Origin of the sequence: Sedimenticola selenatireducens DSM 17993, assembly GCF_000428045.1 — a bacterium.
GTDB classification, from domain to species: domain Bacteria; phylum Pseudomonadota; class Gammaproteobacteria; order Chromatiales; family Chromatiaceae; genus Sedimenticola; species Sedimenticola selenatireducens.
Genome location: NZ_ATZE01000011.1, coordinates 16,839 through 33,155, shown reverse-complemented (window position 1 = coordinate 33,155; position 16,317 = coordinate 16,839). Strand labels below are relative to the sequence as shown.

Genomic DNA, 16,317 nt, shown 5'->3' with positions numbered 1-16,317 from the left:
AATTTTGCCCGAATCCGTCAGCAGATTGCCCGGAGAAGGAAATCCACCTGCCATCCCACTCCCTTTTAATGTCCGCAACATAACAAGCAACCGGCGCAAGTCAGGATGACTGCTTCACCAGGGATGGTGCGCTGGACCAATCGGGAGCGTGTGATGAATAGACTGGTAGTTAATTCCCTGATCGTCGGTGTGATGTTGGCTGGCAATGCCAATGCTTATCAGACCCGGGGGCAGGGAACGGCGTTGGGGTTGGAACAGTGGCAGGCTGGTGAAGACGACCAGATGGCTGGTTACGTTCACTATGCGGGTGAGTGGCAAGGTGCCGGAATCGGTGCCATCGCCGGTGCGCTCCTGGCTGGTCCACCGGGACTTATCCTGGGTGCCGCCGGGGGTGTGCTGGCAGGCAGAAGTGCGGGGCTCGAATCCGATCTGCGCAGTGCCCGGCAGGAGGTGGAGCAGCTTGAACAGCAACAGCTATCGCAGGTGCAGCAACTGACACAACGGCTGGAGTCGGCAAAATCGAGCTATCAACAGCAGTTGGATGCCATAGCCAACGGCTTTGTCCACCGCATCCATTTTCGAACCGGGCAAAACGTCATGGAACCGGATGATCTGCGTGAGCTGACACATCTGGCAGTGGCGCTGCGGACTATCGGCGAGCTGCGGATAGTGATTCATGCCCATGCAGACCGTCGTGGCAGGGAGGGGGGCAACCAGAATCTGAGTGTGGCGCGAGCGGAGGCGGTCAGCCGGCAGTTGATCCTGCATGGCGTGGACCCGGAGCGCATTGTCCGGCAGGCGCATGGCGAGGCGGATGCGCGTTATCCGGCCGAGGACCGCGAGGGGTTGGGCTACGACCGCCAGGTGGTGATCCGGTTCCTGTCGGGGGCCACCTCATGAGTCGGCTCATCCAACCGCTGAGTGAGCACTTTCTCTACTGTTCCCCGGAGACGATGAACCGGGAACTTTACCGATTGTCCCCGCCTCCGCGGGCCGGGTTCAGCCAAAAACCGAAAAAAACCCAAGGGGATCGTCATGCCAAAGCAAAAACCGGTTAATCATCTGGGACGGGATATGTGGTTCACCTCCCTGGCGTCCCTGCTGGCGGGTGTTGTTACATCGCTGTTGCTCGGGTTACTGGTGTTCATCTTCATCAGGCCGGTGGAGGCGGCTGACAACGTCGGCTCACTGCAGTCAGAACGGATTCGGCCTGACCTGGTACAGCGTGGTTCGCTGCTGCTGAAACAGGCCAGTGGCGGTGTGGTCGTGGAAGCGCCGGTGCTGCATACCGATGTAGCGATGAATATCAGCGGCATGCTGGCGCGGGTGACGGTGCGTCAGCGCTTCAGGAATCCCGCCGCTGAATGGGTGGAGGGCAGCTACGTGTTTCCCCTGCCCGAGGAGGCGGCGGTTGACCGGATGCGGTTGCGTATCGGTGAACGCCTGATTGAGGGCGAGATCCGCGAAAAGGGCGAGGCGCGAAAAGCCTACGAAGCGGCCAGGCGGGAAGGGAAAAAGGCCAGCCTGCTGGACCAGGAGCGCCCGAATATCTTTACCACCGCCGTGGCCAATATCGCACCCGGTGAGACGGTGCAGGTGGAGATCGAGTATCAGCAGGCGATTCCCTACAGCCAGGGGCAGTTCAGACTCCGTTTTCCACTGGTGGTGGCACCCCGCTATATTCCGGGATATCCATCGGGGAGTCCTGAGGTGACGGCATTTCAGGGCAATGGCTGGGCGCGGGATACCCCTGAAGTGCCCGATGCCTCGCGTATCACGCCACCGGTGGTGGCGCCGACAGAAGCTCCGGTCAATCCGGTGTCGATGCATATTCGGCTGGATCCGGGTATGCCGCTGGCACATCTGGAGAGCGTCTATCATGCGGTGAATACAGAAAAAAATGCCCAGGGAATCTATCAGTTGACACTGCAGGATGCGCAGGTGCCGGCGAATCGGGATTTTGAGCTGCTCTGGGTGCCCGCGCCAGGGAATGCGCCCCAGGCGGCACTGTTCAATGAACAGTGGCAGGGTGATGAGTATGCGTTGCTGATGTTGATGCCGCCAGCACCGGCACCGGCAGGGGCCACGGCACTGCGTGTGCCGAGGGAGGTCATCTATGTGATCGACACATCGGGGTCGATGCATGGCGATTCCATCATCCAGGCCCGCGCCGCACTCAAACTGGCACTGGAGCGGCTGACAACGGCCGATCGATTCAATGTCATCCAGTTCAATCATCAAACCTCGGCGCTGTTTTCCCGGGCCGTGGCGGCTACTGCGGACAACCTGCAGCGGGCCCTTTCTTACGTCGATCGACTGGTGGCGGATGGCGGGACCGAGATGTTGCCGGCGCTGCAACTGGCCCTGGGCCAGCAGCCGGAGCAGGGGGTGTTGCGCCAGATTATCTTTCTCACCGATGGCAGCGTGGGTAACGAGCAGGCGCTGTTCAGCCTGATTCATCAGCAACTTGGTGACAGTCGTCTGTTCACCGTGGGAATCGGCTCGGCACCGAACAGCTTTTTCATGACCCGGGCGGCGCAGTTTGGTCGGGGCACCTTCACCTACATCGGCAAGGTGGCGGAAGTGGGTGAGAAGATGGCGGCCCTGTTCAGCAAGCTGGAGACGCCGCGACTTACCGATATCGAGATCCACTGGCCGCAAGATCAGCCAGTGGAGATGTGGCCGGCGCGGATACCCGATCTCTATCTGGGAGAGCCGGTTCTGGTGGCGCTGAAGCTGCAACAACCGAACCTGCCGCTGACCCTCACGGGGGATGCCGCCGGCGTCCCCTGGCAACAGCAGGTCACCCTGCGGGGCGGGGCGGCACGGTCCGGGGTGCATCAGCTCTGGGCCCGTCGCAAGATCGCCGATCTGATGGACCAGCGGGCGCAGGGTGTTGCCGAGCCCGAGGTGCGCAAGGCGGTGCTGGACGTTGCCTTGACCCACCGGCTGGTGAGTCGCTATACCAGCCTGGTGGCCGTGGACAAGACGCCGTCCCGACCGGCGGATCAGGGGCTGGAAAACAAGGCGGTGCCGACCAACCTGCCGCAAGGCTGGAGTGCGGCCAGGGTGTTCGGCAGCCTGCCGCAAACGGCAACGACGTCGGAATGGAACCTCCTGGTTGGTCTGTTGCTGCTGGCCTGCGGAGTGCTCTTTTCCCGCTGGCCGGGTGTCGGCTTCGGGGTGCGGGTGGGACCGGTGAGTGATGGTAAGGTGCATGGGGGGAATGTTCTATGAACCGGTCCCGGGATCGCCTGATGCATTGGCTGGTCGTCGGGATGATACTGGCCGGTATCTGGCAGATTGCTGAGGGCGGATATATCAAGGCAAAAGCCTGGCTGGCCCAGTATCTGCTGCAGTCGGCCTGGGAGACCACCCAGGCGGGTGAGGCGCGGGTGCGCCCCTGGCCCTGGGCCGATACCTGGCCGGTGGCCCGGCTGAGGGTGCCACGGCTCGGTGTTGATCAAGTTGTCCTGTCAGGTGCCAGCGGCCGGACTCTGGCTTTCGGACCAGGACATATTGCGGGAACCGCCACTCCCGGTATGGATGGCAACAGTGTGCTCAGTGGTCACCGGGACACCCATTTCCGGTTTCTCCGGGATCTGCAACCGGGTGACCTGATTGAACTGATACCGGCAAGTGGTGCCAGGCTGATGTATGCGGTTGTCAGTGCGGAAGTGCATGACCAGGGCGATCTCTGGCTGCTGGATCAGGGTCAATCCCTGCTCACGCTGATCACCTGTTACCCCTTTGATGCACTGTTGCCGGGAGGCACGGGCCGTTTCGTAATTCGTGCCATACCCCTGAAGGGTGCGGGGTTGCACCCTCAGGCACCGTTATTCGCTGATCCGGGAGAGCAACAGAGGATCTATATGTAACAACCAGTACAGACTCCGCCGGCCTTCTTCAACCTGTGGCCGGCAAAATCCGATGAAATGAGGCGGGATTCAGATTTCAGCATGCAACAGTCCCAGCGCCGGAATGACGTTCGTCAGCAGGGCGCACGGATCAGCGGCGGTATGCGTCAAACTCGGGGTGAGTGGCGATAAAATGCTTCAGCGCACTTTGCAGCAGTTCCGCATGGGCCAGGTTGTTGTTCTCCCTGGCGTGCTGGATATCCTCCACTATCATGCGCTTGATGGTCACCGTTCCGTCCGGTAGTTGGATAAGATACTGGGCCATCTCCAGTGCGACGATTTCCGGAACATGTTCATGCTCGGCAATGGCCATGATTTCATCTTCATCCAGTTCACAGAGGCCGAGACAGTCTTCAAAAGTCAGCATGGGTTGATTCCTCCGGTTGGATACTCTCACGTGTAACTATGGCACGTTACGGAGGAACGTGTGTTGATTCACATCACCAGATTTTACGATCAGCCGCCGGTGGCGTTCATGTGTCTGAATAGCACAGGTTGACTGGTGAGATCGAAATCGTGACCTTTGGGTTTTATATTCATGGATTCTCGTATGGCGGCGCGCAACGGTGCATCATCCAGCGGATGTGCACGCAGTACACGGCGCAGATCCATGGAGTGTTCCTGACCGAGGCAGAGCAGCAATCGGCCTTCGGCTGTCATACGTACCCGGTTGCAACTGTCGCAGAAGTTGTGGCTGTGGGGAGAGATAAAGCCCACCCGGGTCTCGCTGTCGCTGATCCGGTAGTAGCGTGAGGGACCGCCAGTGGTTTCCGTCGTGGGCAGCAGGGAGTACACCTGTTGCAGATCCTGCAGAATCTGGTCGCTGGAGTAGTAGGCCTCGGCGCGATCATGCTCGCTGATTATCCCCAGGGGCATCTCCTCGATGAAGCTTATATCCATGCCGCGCGCCTGGCAGAACTGCACCAGATCCACCACCTCGTCGTGATTACGGTGTTTCAGAATAACCGAATTGATCTTGATGCGCCCGAAACCGGCATCCAGCGCGGCATCGATACCATCCAGGGTGCGTTGCAGCTCACCGGTGCGGGTGATGGCGTGGAAACGGTCCGGTTGCAGGGTATCCAGGCTGATATTGATCCGGGTGACACCGGCCGCCTTGAGTGCTTTGGCATATTTCGGCAGCTGGGTGCCGTTGGTGGTAAGGGTGAAATCGTTCAGGCCATCCAGTTGGCCCAGCGACTGAAACAGATGAATGATGTTCCGGCGGGTCAAGGGTTCGCCACCGGTGATGCGGATCTTGTTGACCCCCAGTTCGACGAATGTTTTGCCGATACGGTAGAGTTCTTCCAGGGTCAGCAGCTGGGAGCGGGGTACAAACTGCATCTCCTCCGACATACAGTAGACACAGCGCAGGTCACACCGGTCGGTAACCGAGATACGCAGATACTTAATCTCCCTGCCAAATCGGTCGATCAGGCCCTGACGCTCTGTCGTAGCACTGCTGCTGATGTACTCTGACTCATCCATAACCACTCCTCAAGACAAAGTGTAGAGTCAGCTCCGAGCAAATACCATACCTAATTACTAGGGTTATTGCTCCATGCGGCCGCCGGTCAAGTTGTCCCGGTGGTGCTTGTTTGTCCGGTGGGACAACTGGTGCCATTTGTCCCAATGTCCAGGTTTAGCTGTGACATTTTGCCGCAATTTTCATTGCATTTAGTTCTTTGGCTGGTCTGGCAGTTCCACCTGTCCTTGATTAAGAGCGCTAGCAGAGCGGCTGGTATGTTCTTTGCGTTGGAGTTCTGACGGAGAGTGGATACGAGGCGATGTGTGATGTCCGAAAAACCTGTCGATGATCTGAATGGGCCGGCGCCAACCGATTTCTCACTGTCGGTAGTGATGCAGCGATCACCCGCGACAAGTCCCTGGCAAACATATCTGTGGGAGGCAGTCGGCGTCACCGCCGCCCCGTGGGAGGCGGCACCGCAGGCGGTAAGCCTGGTGCACCAGCAGGGTGAAATATGCCACTACCTGTACAGTGGATTCCGCCTGCAGCTGCATGCCGATGAGTGTGAGAGCTATTACCACAACCTCTGTTCCCCCACGCCCCGCTGTTTTGTGATGGCCCGGGAGAACGGGGAGGGCACACCGGTCCCTTTTCTGCTCAGCCTCAGTTTCGATCAGGCCAATGCCTGCGAGGAGGTTGACGAAACCGTCTACGCGGTTGCCATGCCGCCGGAGCTTTATCGCTGGTGCGAGCTGTTTGTGCTGAATCACTTTGTGCCGGAAAAAAGGCAAAAGCGCCGTTTGACGGATTGGCGCAAGGAGACTGGCGGGAGTGCGGCGTTATGAGTGGACGCGAGAAGGATGCCGTGGATAGTCAATCACCCGGCGGTTTTATTTCCCGCTGGTCCCGCCTGAAGCGGGCTGCTGCATCACCGCCCCAGGCGGTCGCGGAGTCCTCTGAGGCGTCGCTTCCCGAGGAAGTTTCGGAGCAGCCACTCACGGATGCGGATATGCCGCCCCTGGAATCTCTGGACGAGACATCCGATTACACCGGTTTCCTGTCGGAAAAGGTGAGCGAATCGTTGCGCCGGCAGGCGTTGCGTAAGCTGTTTCATCAGGCGGCCTTCAATGTCCGGGACGGCCTGGATGATTACGATGACGATTACACCAGTTTTACCAAACTGGGAGACGTCATCACCGCGGACATGCGGCATCAGCTGGCCATGGCGGAGGAGCGACTGAAAGCGGCTATGGAGTCGGACCAGACAGATCCGACAACTGCCGCTGCTGAAGAGCGGCCACCGGTCCCGGATCAGGAATCGGAACCCGAGGCCAGGGGGCAGACTGCCATGACCCATGACGATACCCATCCCCGTGGCAGCGGGGCGAATGATTCGATTTCTGCGGCCAATGGCCAACCTGGCTTAACAACGGACGATGGAACGGCATCATGAGTGAGCAGATAACCGATACCATCCGGGTGCGCAACGAGCGAGCCCGCGCAGCGGCCCTGGCCGCACTTGCCGGCGTCAAGGTCGAGGCCACCGACCTGATCGAGTTTCAGTCCCGGGGCAGGGTGGTGATCATCGGCGGAAACGAGGCGCTGGAGTTTGCCAGCCGGTTGCAACCGCCGTTACGGGCGCAGGTGCTGTTGACCGAAGGTGAAGAGCTGCCCGGCGTACCGGTAATCCCGCAGGCAGGGCGGACATTGCGCATTGACGGGCATCTGGGGGCGTTCCGGCTACAGTTGGGCGAGCCGGGCAAACCCAATGCCGAATTACTCACGGCGGATCTGATCCTGGATCTGGAAACCGAACCGCAGCTGGACATGCCGATGAAGCCGCCGGGTTATCTCTGCAGCGGTACCGATGAGCCCAGTCTGGAGCAGGCGGCTGAACAGCTCAGGGACCTGGTGGGTACTTTCGACAAGCCACGCTACTTCAATTACGACGCCTCGATCTGTGCCCACGGGCGTTCCGGGCAGATCGCCTGTACCCGCTGTATTGACGCCTGTCCGGCCGAGGCGATCAGCTCGCTGATCGAAAAGGTCACCGTGGATGTTCATCGCTGTCAGGGGGGTGGTGTTTGCGCCACCGTCTGTCCCAGTGGCGCCATCCGCTACAGTTACCCGCAACCCAGGGACACCCTGGAGCAGGTCCGTCTGTTACTCAAGACCTATCGGCAGGCGGGTGGACTGAATCCGGTCCTGGTGATCAGCGCGGATACCGACGGCGCGCCGCCGCCACTTGAACCCCACCTGATCCCGCTTGAGGTCGAGGAGTTGGCCAGCGTCGGACTGGAGACCTGGCTGAGTGCGTTGGCCTATGGCGCCGAATCGGTGCTGCTGCTTGATCGGGGGGCGATGCCGGAGCGCGTGGGGGAAGCGGTTAAACAGCAGATTGGGAGCGCTGGAGAGATACTGGCGGCCCTGGGTTATCCGGGCAGCGCTGTTCGGCTGGTCGATGAGCAGAGTCTGTCGGCTGATGTCGAGAACGCACAGGTAGCGATCACTCCGGCCAATTTTTCTGCCAATGGCGGGAAACGACAGGTCGCCTACATGGCCATCGATCATCTGTTCGAGCAGTCCACACGGGCCCGTCCGATGGTCAATCTGACGGTGGGTGCACCCTTCGGTACCGCCCAGGTGGAGGCGGATGCCTGCACACTCTGTCTTGCCTGCGTCGGTGCCTGCCCCGGCAGGGCGCTGCTGGCGGGGGAGGATGAACCTCAATTGCGTTTTATCGAGGCCAACTGTCTGCAGTGCGGTATCTGTACCCGGACCTGTCCCGAGGATGCCATCTGGATCACCCCAAGACTGCTGTTCGATCGGGAGGAACGCAACCGGATACGCCTGCTGCACCGGGAGCCCCCTTTCTGCTGCAGCGAATGCGGCAAGCCCTTTGCCACCCGGTCGGTTATTGAAAACATGTTAAAGAAGCTGGAGGGTCACTGGATGTTCCAGGACAGCAAGGCTCGCCACCGGCTGACCCTGTGTGAGGATTGCCGCGTGGTGGATATCGTGCAGGATCCCCAGGCCATGGCCCAGGGAGTAAAGGGCGAAACACTCCAGTGAGCGGTCGGGTTTGGTTGTTTTACGCCTTATCGGTCACTTTTTTACCGGGCCTGTTGGCCCGTCCATTGCTCATAGCTACTACGAGGAAGATGTGATGGCGAATCAGGTCGAAGCTATGCGGACAGAGTTATTGGAACAACAATCACAAACCAATACCGCCACGATCTCAGCGGGTGACAATGAGCAATCTCCGGAGCAGCGCTATCGTGCCGGTGCCTATGGATTGCTGGCTTCACTCTTGAGCCGCCCACCGGATCAGGAGCGGCTGGATTGGGTGTCCGGTTTTGCCCCGGTCGAACAAACCGGCGATGAGATGGCCCTGGCCATGTCCATGCTGGGACTGGCGGCCACAACCTGTCGACCCGAAGCCATTGATGATGAATATCACGCGCTGTTTATCGGCCTGGGCCGGGGCGAGCTGGTGCCTTATGGCTCCTGGTATCTCACCGGGTTTCTGATGGAGCGGCCACTGGGACGCCTGCGGGATGACCTGGCGGCATTGGGATTTCAGCGCGATCCCGGGGTACACGAGCCGGAAGATCATGCGGCGGCCTTGTGTGAGGTGATGCAGTTGCTGATCAGCGATGCCGTACCACACGACCGTCAGGCAGATTTCTTCAATACCCATATGGCCGATTGGTGTAAGCGTTTTTTTATTGATCTGAGTGAGGCGCGATCCGCCGTGTTTTATCGCGCGGTGGGCCGCTTCGGTATTGCCTTCATGGAGGTAGAGCGGCGTTACCTGTCCATGCAGGTCTGATGGAGCCCTTAATCTTTTTGTCCCCTGCGGGAGGAGTTGCAATGAAACAGGATCAGAAAAAGCACCTTGATAGTGAACGACGGAAATTCATCAAGGGTTCGCTGGTGACCGGTGTGGGCGTGGCAACCGCTACGGTGTTGCCGGGTGTGGTGGTGGCGACTGAAGAGGATTCTCCCGGTCAGCCAAAGGAGCAGAAGGGCTATCGCCTGACCCCGCATATCCTTGAATACTACAAAACCACGGCAAGCTGATCGGCACCCAACGCCCAGCAGGGGGAATGCAATGAAACTGACAAAGAGATCCGACCAGATACCCGCGCAGCCGGGCAACGACAGCAATAGCGGTATGGCGTCCGGCAGGAGTGCCATCAGTCGTCGCGCATTCCTGCGCAACTCCGGCCTGATGGCCGGTGGTGCGGTACTGGCCAGTAGCTACACGCCCAGCATGATCAAGCGGGTACAGGCCGCCGAATCGGCAACTGCCGGAGAGGTGCAACAGATAAAGACCATCTGCACCCACTGCTCGGTCGGCTGCGGCATTATCGCGGAAGTCGAGAATGGCGTCTGGACCGGCCAGGAACCGGCCTTTGATCATCCCTTCAGTCACGGTGCCCACTGTGCCAAGGGCGCCTCGGTACGGGAGCATGGCCATGGCGAACGGCGCTTGAAGTATCCCACCAAGCTGGTGGATGGCAAGTGGAAACGCATCAGTTGGGATGAGGCGATCAACGAGGTCGGCGACAAGATGCTGCAGATCCGCGAGAGTTCAGGGCCGGACTCGGTCTACTGGCTCGGCTCCGCCAAGCACAACAATGAACAGGCCTACCTGTTCCGCAAGTTTGCCGCCCTGTGGGGTACCAACAACGTGGACCACCAGGCCAGAATCTGTCACTCCACCACCGTAGCCGGCGTCGCCAATACCTGGGGCTACGGGGCCATGACCAACTCTTACAATGACATCCATTTTTCCCGGTCCATCCTGCTGATCGGTGGTAATCCGGCCGAGGCCCACCCGGTCTCGTTACAGCACATCTTCCGGGCAAAAGAGCGCAACAATGCGCCGCTGATCGTGGTTGATCCGCGGTTCACCCGCACCGCCGCCCATGCCGATCAATATTTGCGGCTGCGTCCCGGCACGGACGTGCCGCTGATCTGGGGCATGCTCTGGCACATCTTCCAGAACGGCTGGGAAGACAAGGAGTACATCAGTCAGCGTGTCTACGGCCTGGATGAGGTGAGGAAAGAGGTCGCCAAGTGGACGCCGGATGAGGTGGAGCGGGTGACCGGTATACCGGAACACCAGGTGTTTGCCGCCATCAAGACCATGGCGGATAACCGACCCGGAACCCTGATCTGGTGCATGGGAGGGACTCAGCACAGCATTGGTAACAACAACACCCGTGCCTACTGCATCCTTCAGCTGGCATTGGGCAATGTCGGTGTTGCCGGTGGCGGCACCAATATTTTCCGCGGTCATGACAATGTGCAGGGGGCGACCGATCTGGGTGTCCTTATGGATACCCTGCCGGGTTATTACGGACTCTCCGAGGGTGCCTGGAAACACTGGGCCGGCGTCTGGGATCTCGATTTCGAGTGGTTGAAGGGGCGCTTTGATGACGGCACTTATGCGCAGGGCAATGGCAAGGAAGTGAGTCAAATGAACGCGGCCGGCATCCCGGTTTCACGCTGGATTGACGGCGTGCTGGAGGACAAGGCGAACATCGCACAGAAAGACAACGTGAAGGCGATGGTGCTCTGGGGGCATGCTCCCAACAGCCAGACTCGTGGCAAGGAGATGAAGAGTGCCATGGAGAAACTGGACATGCTGGTGATTGTCGATCCCTATCCCACGGTTTCCGCAGTGATGCACGACCGCACGGATGGGGTCTATCTGTTGCCGGCCTCAACCCAGTTCGAGACATCCGGCTCGGTCACCGCATCCAACCGTTCACTGCAGTGGCGGGACAAGGTGATTGAACCCATGTTCGAGTCGCTGCCCGATCAGACCATCATGTACAAGTTCGCCAAAAAACTCGGTTTTGGCGAACAGTTGGTGAAAAACATCCAGCTCAATGGCGAAGAGCCACTGATCGAGGACATTACCCGTGAATACAACCGGGGCATGTGGACGATCGGCTATACCGGTCAGAGCCCGGAACGGATGAAAAAACAGCAGCAGAACTGGGGTACTTTTGATTACGATACGCTGCTGGCAGAGGGTGGCCCCTGCGACGGTGAACATTACGGGCTGCCCTGGCCTTGCTGGGGAACTGCCGAGATGGGACACCCGGGAACGCCGAACCTCTACGACACCAGCAAGACGGTGGCGGAGGGCGGACTGACCTTCCGCGCCCGCTTTGGCGTGGAGCGTAATGGCGAGAGCCTGCTGGCCAATGGTTCCTACTCCAAGGGCTCGGAAATCAAGGACGGTTATCCCGAGTTTACCGATGAACTGTTGCAGAAGCTGGGCTGGTGGAATGACCTGACGCCGGAGGAGCAGAAACAGGCGGAAGGCAAAAACTGGAAGACCGACCTGTCCGGAGGCATTCAGCGGGTTGCCATCAAGCATGGCTGTTCGCCGTTCGGTAATGCCAAGGCGCGTACCGTGGTCTGGACCTTCCCCGACCCGGTGCCGATTCACCGCGAGCCGCTCTACACCAGTCGGCGTGATCTGGTGGAGAAGTATCCCACCTACGAGGATCGCAAATCGTTCTTCAGGCTGCCCACTCGCTATGCTTCGATTCAGGCGAAGGATTATTCCAAGGATTATCCCCTGATTCTCACCTCGGGCCGTCTGGTGGAGTATGAGGGCGGTGGCGATGAGACCCGCTCCAATCCATGGCTGGCGGAGTTGCAGCAGGAGATGTTTGTGGAGATCAATCCGCGCGATGCCAATAACGCGGGGATCAAGGATGGTGATGACGTCTGGCTGGAGGGTGCCGAGGGTGCCCGGCTGAAGGTGAAGGCCCAGGTTACCCGTCGCGTCGCCTCCGGAGTGGCCTTTATGCCATTCCACTTCGGCGGACATTTCGAAGGCAAGGATCTGCGTTCGAAATATCCCGAGGGTGCCGATCCCTATGTGTTGGGTGAGGCATGTAACACGGCCATGACCTACGGCTATGACTCGGTGACCCAGATGCAGGAGACCAAGTGTAGCCTGTGCAAGATCAGCAAAGCGTAGACAAGAGGATAAGACGATGGCTCGAATGAAATTCTATTGTGACGCTGAACGCTGCATCGAGTGCAACGCCTGTGTCACCGCCTGTAAAAACGAGAACGAGGTGCCCTGGGGGGTGAATCGCCGCCGCGTGGTGACTATCAAGGATGGCGAGCCGGGTGAGCGTTCGCTCTCCGTCGCCTGCATGCACTGCTCCGATGCGCCCTGTATCGCGGTCTGCCCGGTGGATTGTATCTACGATACCCTCGACGGCGTGGTGCTGCATAACAAGGACATCTGTATCGGTTGTGGTTACTGCTTCTACGCCTGCCCCTTCGGGGCACCGCAGTTTCCCCAGGAAGGGGCCTTTGGGTCGCGTGGCAAAATGGATAAATGCACCTTCTGTGCCGGTGGTCCCGAGGAAGACCTCAGTGCCGAGGAGCGGCGCAAGTATGGCTCCAACCGACTGGCCGAGGGTAAGCTGCCGCTGTGTGCCGAGATGTGTTCCACCAAGGCCCTGCTGGCCGGTGATGCGAATGTGATCGCGGATATTTACCGCGAACGGGTCATCAACCGGGGAGCCAGCGTGCTGAACCGTGGGGTTTCCTACCAGAATGCCGCATTCCGAGCTTCACGCGGCATGGAGGGCAAGAGCAGCATGAAAAAATAGGCTATATCCCAGATTACCTGCCGCATTGGAGTGTTTTTCGCAGGAGTGGCACCAGCCGCGAAATTCGCAGTTGAAGCCGCTCCTGCGGGTGGGCTCTTCAAGCCAGGTCAGATCGGGATAAGTGACAGCGCATCCACCACGGCATCACTCCGTGGTGTTCCGGAGCATGACAGCAGGAGAGAATAATGGGCAGGGTCTTGTTCCCGCAAAATGTGGCAGATGCAATGAAGGGCGGATGGTTGTTTCTGCTCTGCGTGTTGATGTTATTGCTGCTTGTGACGTCCACCGCCGCCATAGGCGCGGAAACAGCCGAACAGGCACAAGCCATACCGGTCCCCAATCCAAGTGCCGATCTGTGGCGGGAAGTGCGCCAGCGTGATGGAATCGTGGTGGGCAAGACTCAGGTGGCGGGTGTGGACAGCGGGGCCCTGATCAACCCTTATGGTGAAACCTGGCGTAATTTCCGCATGCAGCAACTGATCCCCTATAGCGGTTATCTGCTGGTGGGGATGCTGCTGCTGTTATTGCTGTTCTTCGCCATCCGGGGCAAGGTGAAGGTGAATGCCGGGATGAGTGACAAGAAGCTGTTTCGTTACAGCCTCTATGAACGGATGATCCACTGGTTCATCGCCTCGGTGTTCCTGTTTCTCGCCCTGACCGGTCTGATACTGCTGTTCGGCCGTTCACTACTGATTCCCTGGGTGGGGCAGGAGCTGTTCTCTCTGCTCGCCTCCGCCAGCAAGGAGGGGCACAACCTGTTCGGTCCGGTATTCGTGGTGGCGCTGCTGCTGATCTTTATCCGCTTTGTCCGGCGCAATATCTATCAGAGGGGTGATCTCACCTGGCTGCTGAAAGGCGGTGGCATCATCGGCAAGGGTCACGTGCCGTCCAATTTCTTCAACATGGGTGAGAAGAGCATGTTCTGGCTGCTGGTGCTGTTGGGTATCGTGATCATCGGTTCCGGGCTGATACTGGTGTTCCCGCTCTTTGGCCAGACACGAGTGACCATGGAACTGGCTCATCTCTCCCATGCCATCACCACGCTGCTGATGATCCTGGTGATCATGGGGCATATCTATATCGGTTCGGTGGGGATGGAAGGGGCACTGGATGGCATGACCACCGGATATTGTGATCTGAACTGGGCGCGTGAACATCATGCCCAGTGGGCCGAGCGCTGTGAGCAGGAGGGACAGGTGGTATCAGAGGCCGAGGTATCCCGGTTACGTGGAGAGTCGTCCGGCGGTCATATCCCGCCGGCTGGGGCACAGGAGTCCGGGCAATGATCGGACAGCTGATTGACGGACCGCTCTGGTACTTCTCCCTGGCGGTGTTCTGCCTGGGTGTGTTATTTCGTTTTTTCACCATCCTGCGGGCCGGTCTGAAGCCGGATCTCGCCATACCCCGCGCAGGTGGGGCGGCCGGCGCCCTGCGTAACCTGTTCACCCGCTTTGTTCCCCGGCGGGATGTGGCGACGCGCGGCCGGCTGACCCTGGTTGCCGGTTATCTGTTTCACCTGGGGTTGTTTGCGCTGCTGTTTTTCGCCCGGCCCCATGTGGATTTCTATGCCGAACGGATTACCGGCTTTGACTGGCCGGCGCTGCCTTACTGGGCCTTTATCATCAGTGCGGAAATTGCCTTCATCGGTCTGCTGCTGCTCTGGCTGCACCGTTTGTTGCATCCGGTAACCCGGTTGCTCTCAACAGCCGATGACCACATTGGTACCGGCCTGGTATTCCTGGTCATGCTGACCGGTTGCCTGGCCCTGGCGCAATCTTTTGAACCGTTGCGTCTGCTACACCTGTTTCTGGCTGAACTTCTGTTGATCTATTTCCCGTTCAGCAGCCTGATGCACACCTTCACCTTTGTGTTCAGCCGCGGTTATACCGGCGCCATCATGGGACGCAAGGGCGTCAACGCCTGAGAGCGGGAGAGATCATGGAACATGACTTTGCAAAAGGGGTGGAAGAGCTGGGTCGCCAGATCGATTCGAGAATTGCCTCCTACTTCTCTTCCTGCGTTCACTGCGGACTCTGTGCCGAGGCGTGCCTGTTCTATACCGAGACCGGAGACCCGCGTTACACACCGATCTACAAGCTGGAGCCGATGCGCCGGCTGTGGAAGGAGCAGCACACCTTCTGGGGCAAGTTTGCCGTCAAGCTGGGCTTGAGCAAGCCATTGACCGAACAGGACTTCGCCGACTGGGAGGAGCTGGTGTATGACAGCTGCACCATGTGTGGCCGTTGTTCCATGGTCTGTCCGGTCGGTAACGATATCGCCTACATGATTCGCAAGGAGCGGGAGGGTTTCTCCACGGCTGGCTACTCGCCAGTCGGTATGCAGGAGGCGACCCATCGCGCCCTGACTATCGGTAGCCCGATGGGCGTGACGCTGAAGACGCTGAAGGCGGCACTGGCCCACGTCGAGAAGGATACCGGCCTGAAGATACCGATGGATCAACAGGGTGCGGACTACATGACCCTGTTTTCGTCCATGGAGATCGTCAACTTCCCGGAGTACATCGAGAGTGTGGCACGTATCTTTGATGCCGCCGGTGTCTCCTGGACGATTAGCAGCGAGGCGTTTGAGGCCACCAACAGCGGCATACAGATTGGTAGCCACGAGGCGGCCGGGGAGTTGGTCAGCCGGGTGGTGAACGCGGCCGAATCACTGGGTGTGAAATTTGTGATCAGTCCCGAGTGCGGGCATGCGTACAGTGCGATTCGCTGGGAGGGGCCGAACCTGATCGGGCGGCCCTATAAATTCGAGATAATTCATATCCTGGAGCTGCTGGACCAGTTGCAAAAGGATGGGCGTCTGCAACTCTCCGGTCACACGGATACCCCGCTGACCTTCCATGATCCTTGCCAGATCGTGCGGCGTGGCGGCGTGGTCGGACCACCCAGGGATCTGCTGGGCAAGGTCGCCAGCGGTTTTGTCGAGATGGCCGACCACGGGACGATGAACTGGTGCTGTGGAGGCGGTGGCGGCGTCAGCGCCAATGAGCGTGCCGAGGAGTTGCGCCTCAAGGTGTTTGATCGCAAACGCAAACAGCTTGAAGAGCTGGGCGTCAAGACTATGGTCACCGCCTGCGCGAACTGTCGAATCGTACTCGAGGAAGGGATCGAAGATCGTGAAATGGATGTTGAAGTGATTGGGCTGACAGAACTGGTGGCCGAGTATCTCACCACCAAATCGGCACAGTGAACGGGTCGGCAAGTGTATTTCAATACAGCAATGCTAGCTGCCGCTTATTTGTACGGCTTTGGTATAA

15 protein-coding genes are annotated in these 16,317 nt (G+C 59.2%); 13 read left to right on the top strand and 2 right to left on the bottom strand.

The annotated features are described in order from the left end of the window. Positions 1-153: 153 nt before the first annotated feature. The 3 genes from A3GO_RS0110035 to A3GO_RS23460 all read left to right on the top strand — a co-directional run bounded on the left by A3GO_RS0110035 (position 154) and on the right by A3GO_RS23460 (position 3,878). Positions 154-900, top strand: coding sequence for an OmpA family protein (locus A3GO_RS0110035; protein WP_157606779.1), 747 nt, complete (start codon positions 154-156; stop codon positions 898-900). Positions 901-1,035: 135 nt separating this feature from the next. Next, entirely contained in the window at positions 1,036-3,237 is a 2,202-nt protein-coding gene (locus tag A3GO_RS23465) for a marine proteobacterial sortase target protein (protein WP_051302138.1), read from the top strand. After that, on the top strand, positions 3,234-3,878 hold the full coding sequence (locus A3GO_RS23460; protein ID WP_084609991.1) for a class GN sortase: 645 nt from the start codon (positions 3,234-3,236) through the stop codon (positions 3,876-3,878). Before A3GO_RS23465 ends, A3GO_RS23460 begins: the two co-directional genes overlap by 4 nt. A 130-nt stretch (positions 3,879-4,008) precedes the next feature. Here the strand turns inward: A3GO_RS23460 and A3GO_RS0110020 are convergent, their stop codons facing one another. Next, complete coding sequence (locus A3GO_RS0110020) at positions 4,009-4,284, bottom strand: hypothetical protein (protein WP_029133278.1); 276 nt, start codon at positions 4,282-4,284, stop codon at positions 4,009-4,011. Between the two features lie 89 nt (positions 4,285-4,373). Then, a complete protein-coding gene (moaA, locus tag A3GO_RS0110015; protein WP_037375115.1) occupies positions 4,374-5,405 on the bottom strand; it encodes a GTP 3',8-cyclase MoaA in 1,032 nt (343 codons plus the stop codon). A 306-nt stretch (positions 5,406-5,711) separates the two neighbouring features. On the opposite strand from moaA, the gene A3GO_RS0110010 reads away from it, so the two are divergent. The 10 genes from A3GO_RS0110010 to A3GO_RS0109965 all read left to right on the top strand — a co-directional run bounded on the left by A3GO_RS0110010 (position 5,712) and on the right by A3GO_RS0109965 (position 16,250). Beyond that, on the top strand, positions 5,712-6,230 hold the full coding sequence (locus A3GO_RS0110010; protein WP_029133276.1) for a DUF3305 domain-containing protein: 519 nt from the start codon (positions 5,712-5,714) through the stop codon (positions 6,228-6,230). Next, positions 6,227-6,838, top strand: coding sequence for a DUF3306 domain-containing protein (locus tag A3GO_RS25330; protein ID WP_051302133.1), 612 nt, complete (start codon positions 6,227-6,229; stop codon positions 6,836-6,838). The genes A3GO_RS0110010 and A3GO_RS25330 overlap by 4 nt, the downstream gene beginning before the upstream one ends. Next, positions 6,835-8,457, top strand: coding sequence for a 4Fe-4S binding protein (locus A3GO_RS23450; RefSeq protein WP_051302131.1), 1,623 nt, complete (start codon positions 6,835-6,837; stop codon positions 8,455-8,457). The genes A3GO_RS25330 and A3GO_RS23450 overlap by 4 nt, the downstream gene beginning before the upstream one ends. 94 nt (positions 8,458-8,551) lie before the next feature. Further along, positions 8,552-9,217, top strand: coding sequence for a TorD/DmsD family molecular chaperone (locus A3GO_RS0109995; RefSeq protein ID WP_245621711.1), 666 nt, complete (start codon positions 8,552-8,554; stop codon positions 9,215-9,217). Positions 9,218-9,258: 41 nt separating this feature from the next. Next, complete coding sequence (locus tag A3GO_RS23445; protein ID WP_037375114.1) at positions 9,259-9,468, top strand: twin-arginine translocation signal domain-containing protein; 210 nt, start codon at positions 9,259-9,261, stop codon at positions 9,466-9,468. 31 nt (positions 9,469-9,499) lie between these two features. After that, positions 9,500-12,397 carry a formate dehydrogenase subunit alpha gene (locus tag A3GO_RS0109985; protein ID WP_029133274.1) on the top strand — a complete coding sequence of 966 codons (2,898 nt, stop codon included), beginning with the start codon at positions 9,500-9,502 and terminating at the stop codon, positions 12,395-12,397. Between the two features lie 16 nt (positions 12,398-12,413). Continuing rightward, positions 12,414-13,043 (top strand): formate dehydrogenase FDH3 subunit beta, encoded by a 630-nt coding sequence (fdh3B, locus tag A3GO_RS0109980; protein WP_029133273.1) that lies wholly within the window; start codon positions 12,414-12,416, stop codon positions 13,041-13,043. Positions 13,044-13,228: 185 nt separating this feature from the next. Further along, positions 13,229-14,329, top strand: a complete 1,101-nt coding sequence (locus A3GO_RS23440; RefSeq protein ID WP_051302130.1) for a formate dehydrogenase subunit gamma — start codon at positions 13,229-13,231, stop codon at positions 14,327-14,329. Continuing rightward, the gene (locus A3GO_RS0109970; protein ID WP_029133272.1) at positions 14,326-14,967 is read left to right on the top strand and encodes a hypothetical protein; all 642 of its coding nucleotides are present in this window, start codon (positions 14,326-14,328) and stop codon (positions 14,965-14,967) included. The genes A3GO_RS23440 and A3GO_RS0109970 overlap by 4 nt, the downstream gene beginning before the upstream one ends. Positions 14,968-14,981: 14 nt before the next feature. Beyond that, on the top strand, positions 14,982-16,250 hold the full coding sequence (locus A3GO_RS0109965; protein WP_037375112.1) for a (Fe-S)-binding protein: 1,269 nt from the start codon (positions 14,982-14,984) through the stop codon (positions 16,248-16,250). The last annotated feature ends 67 nt before the right edge of the window (positions 16,251-16,317 follow it).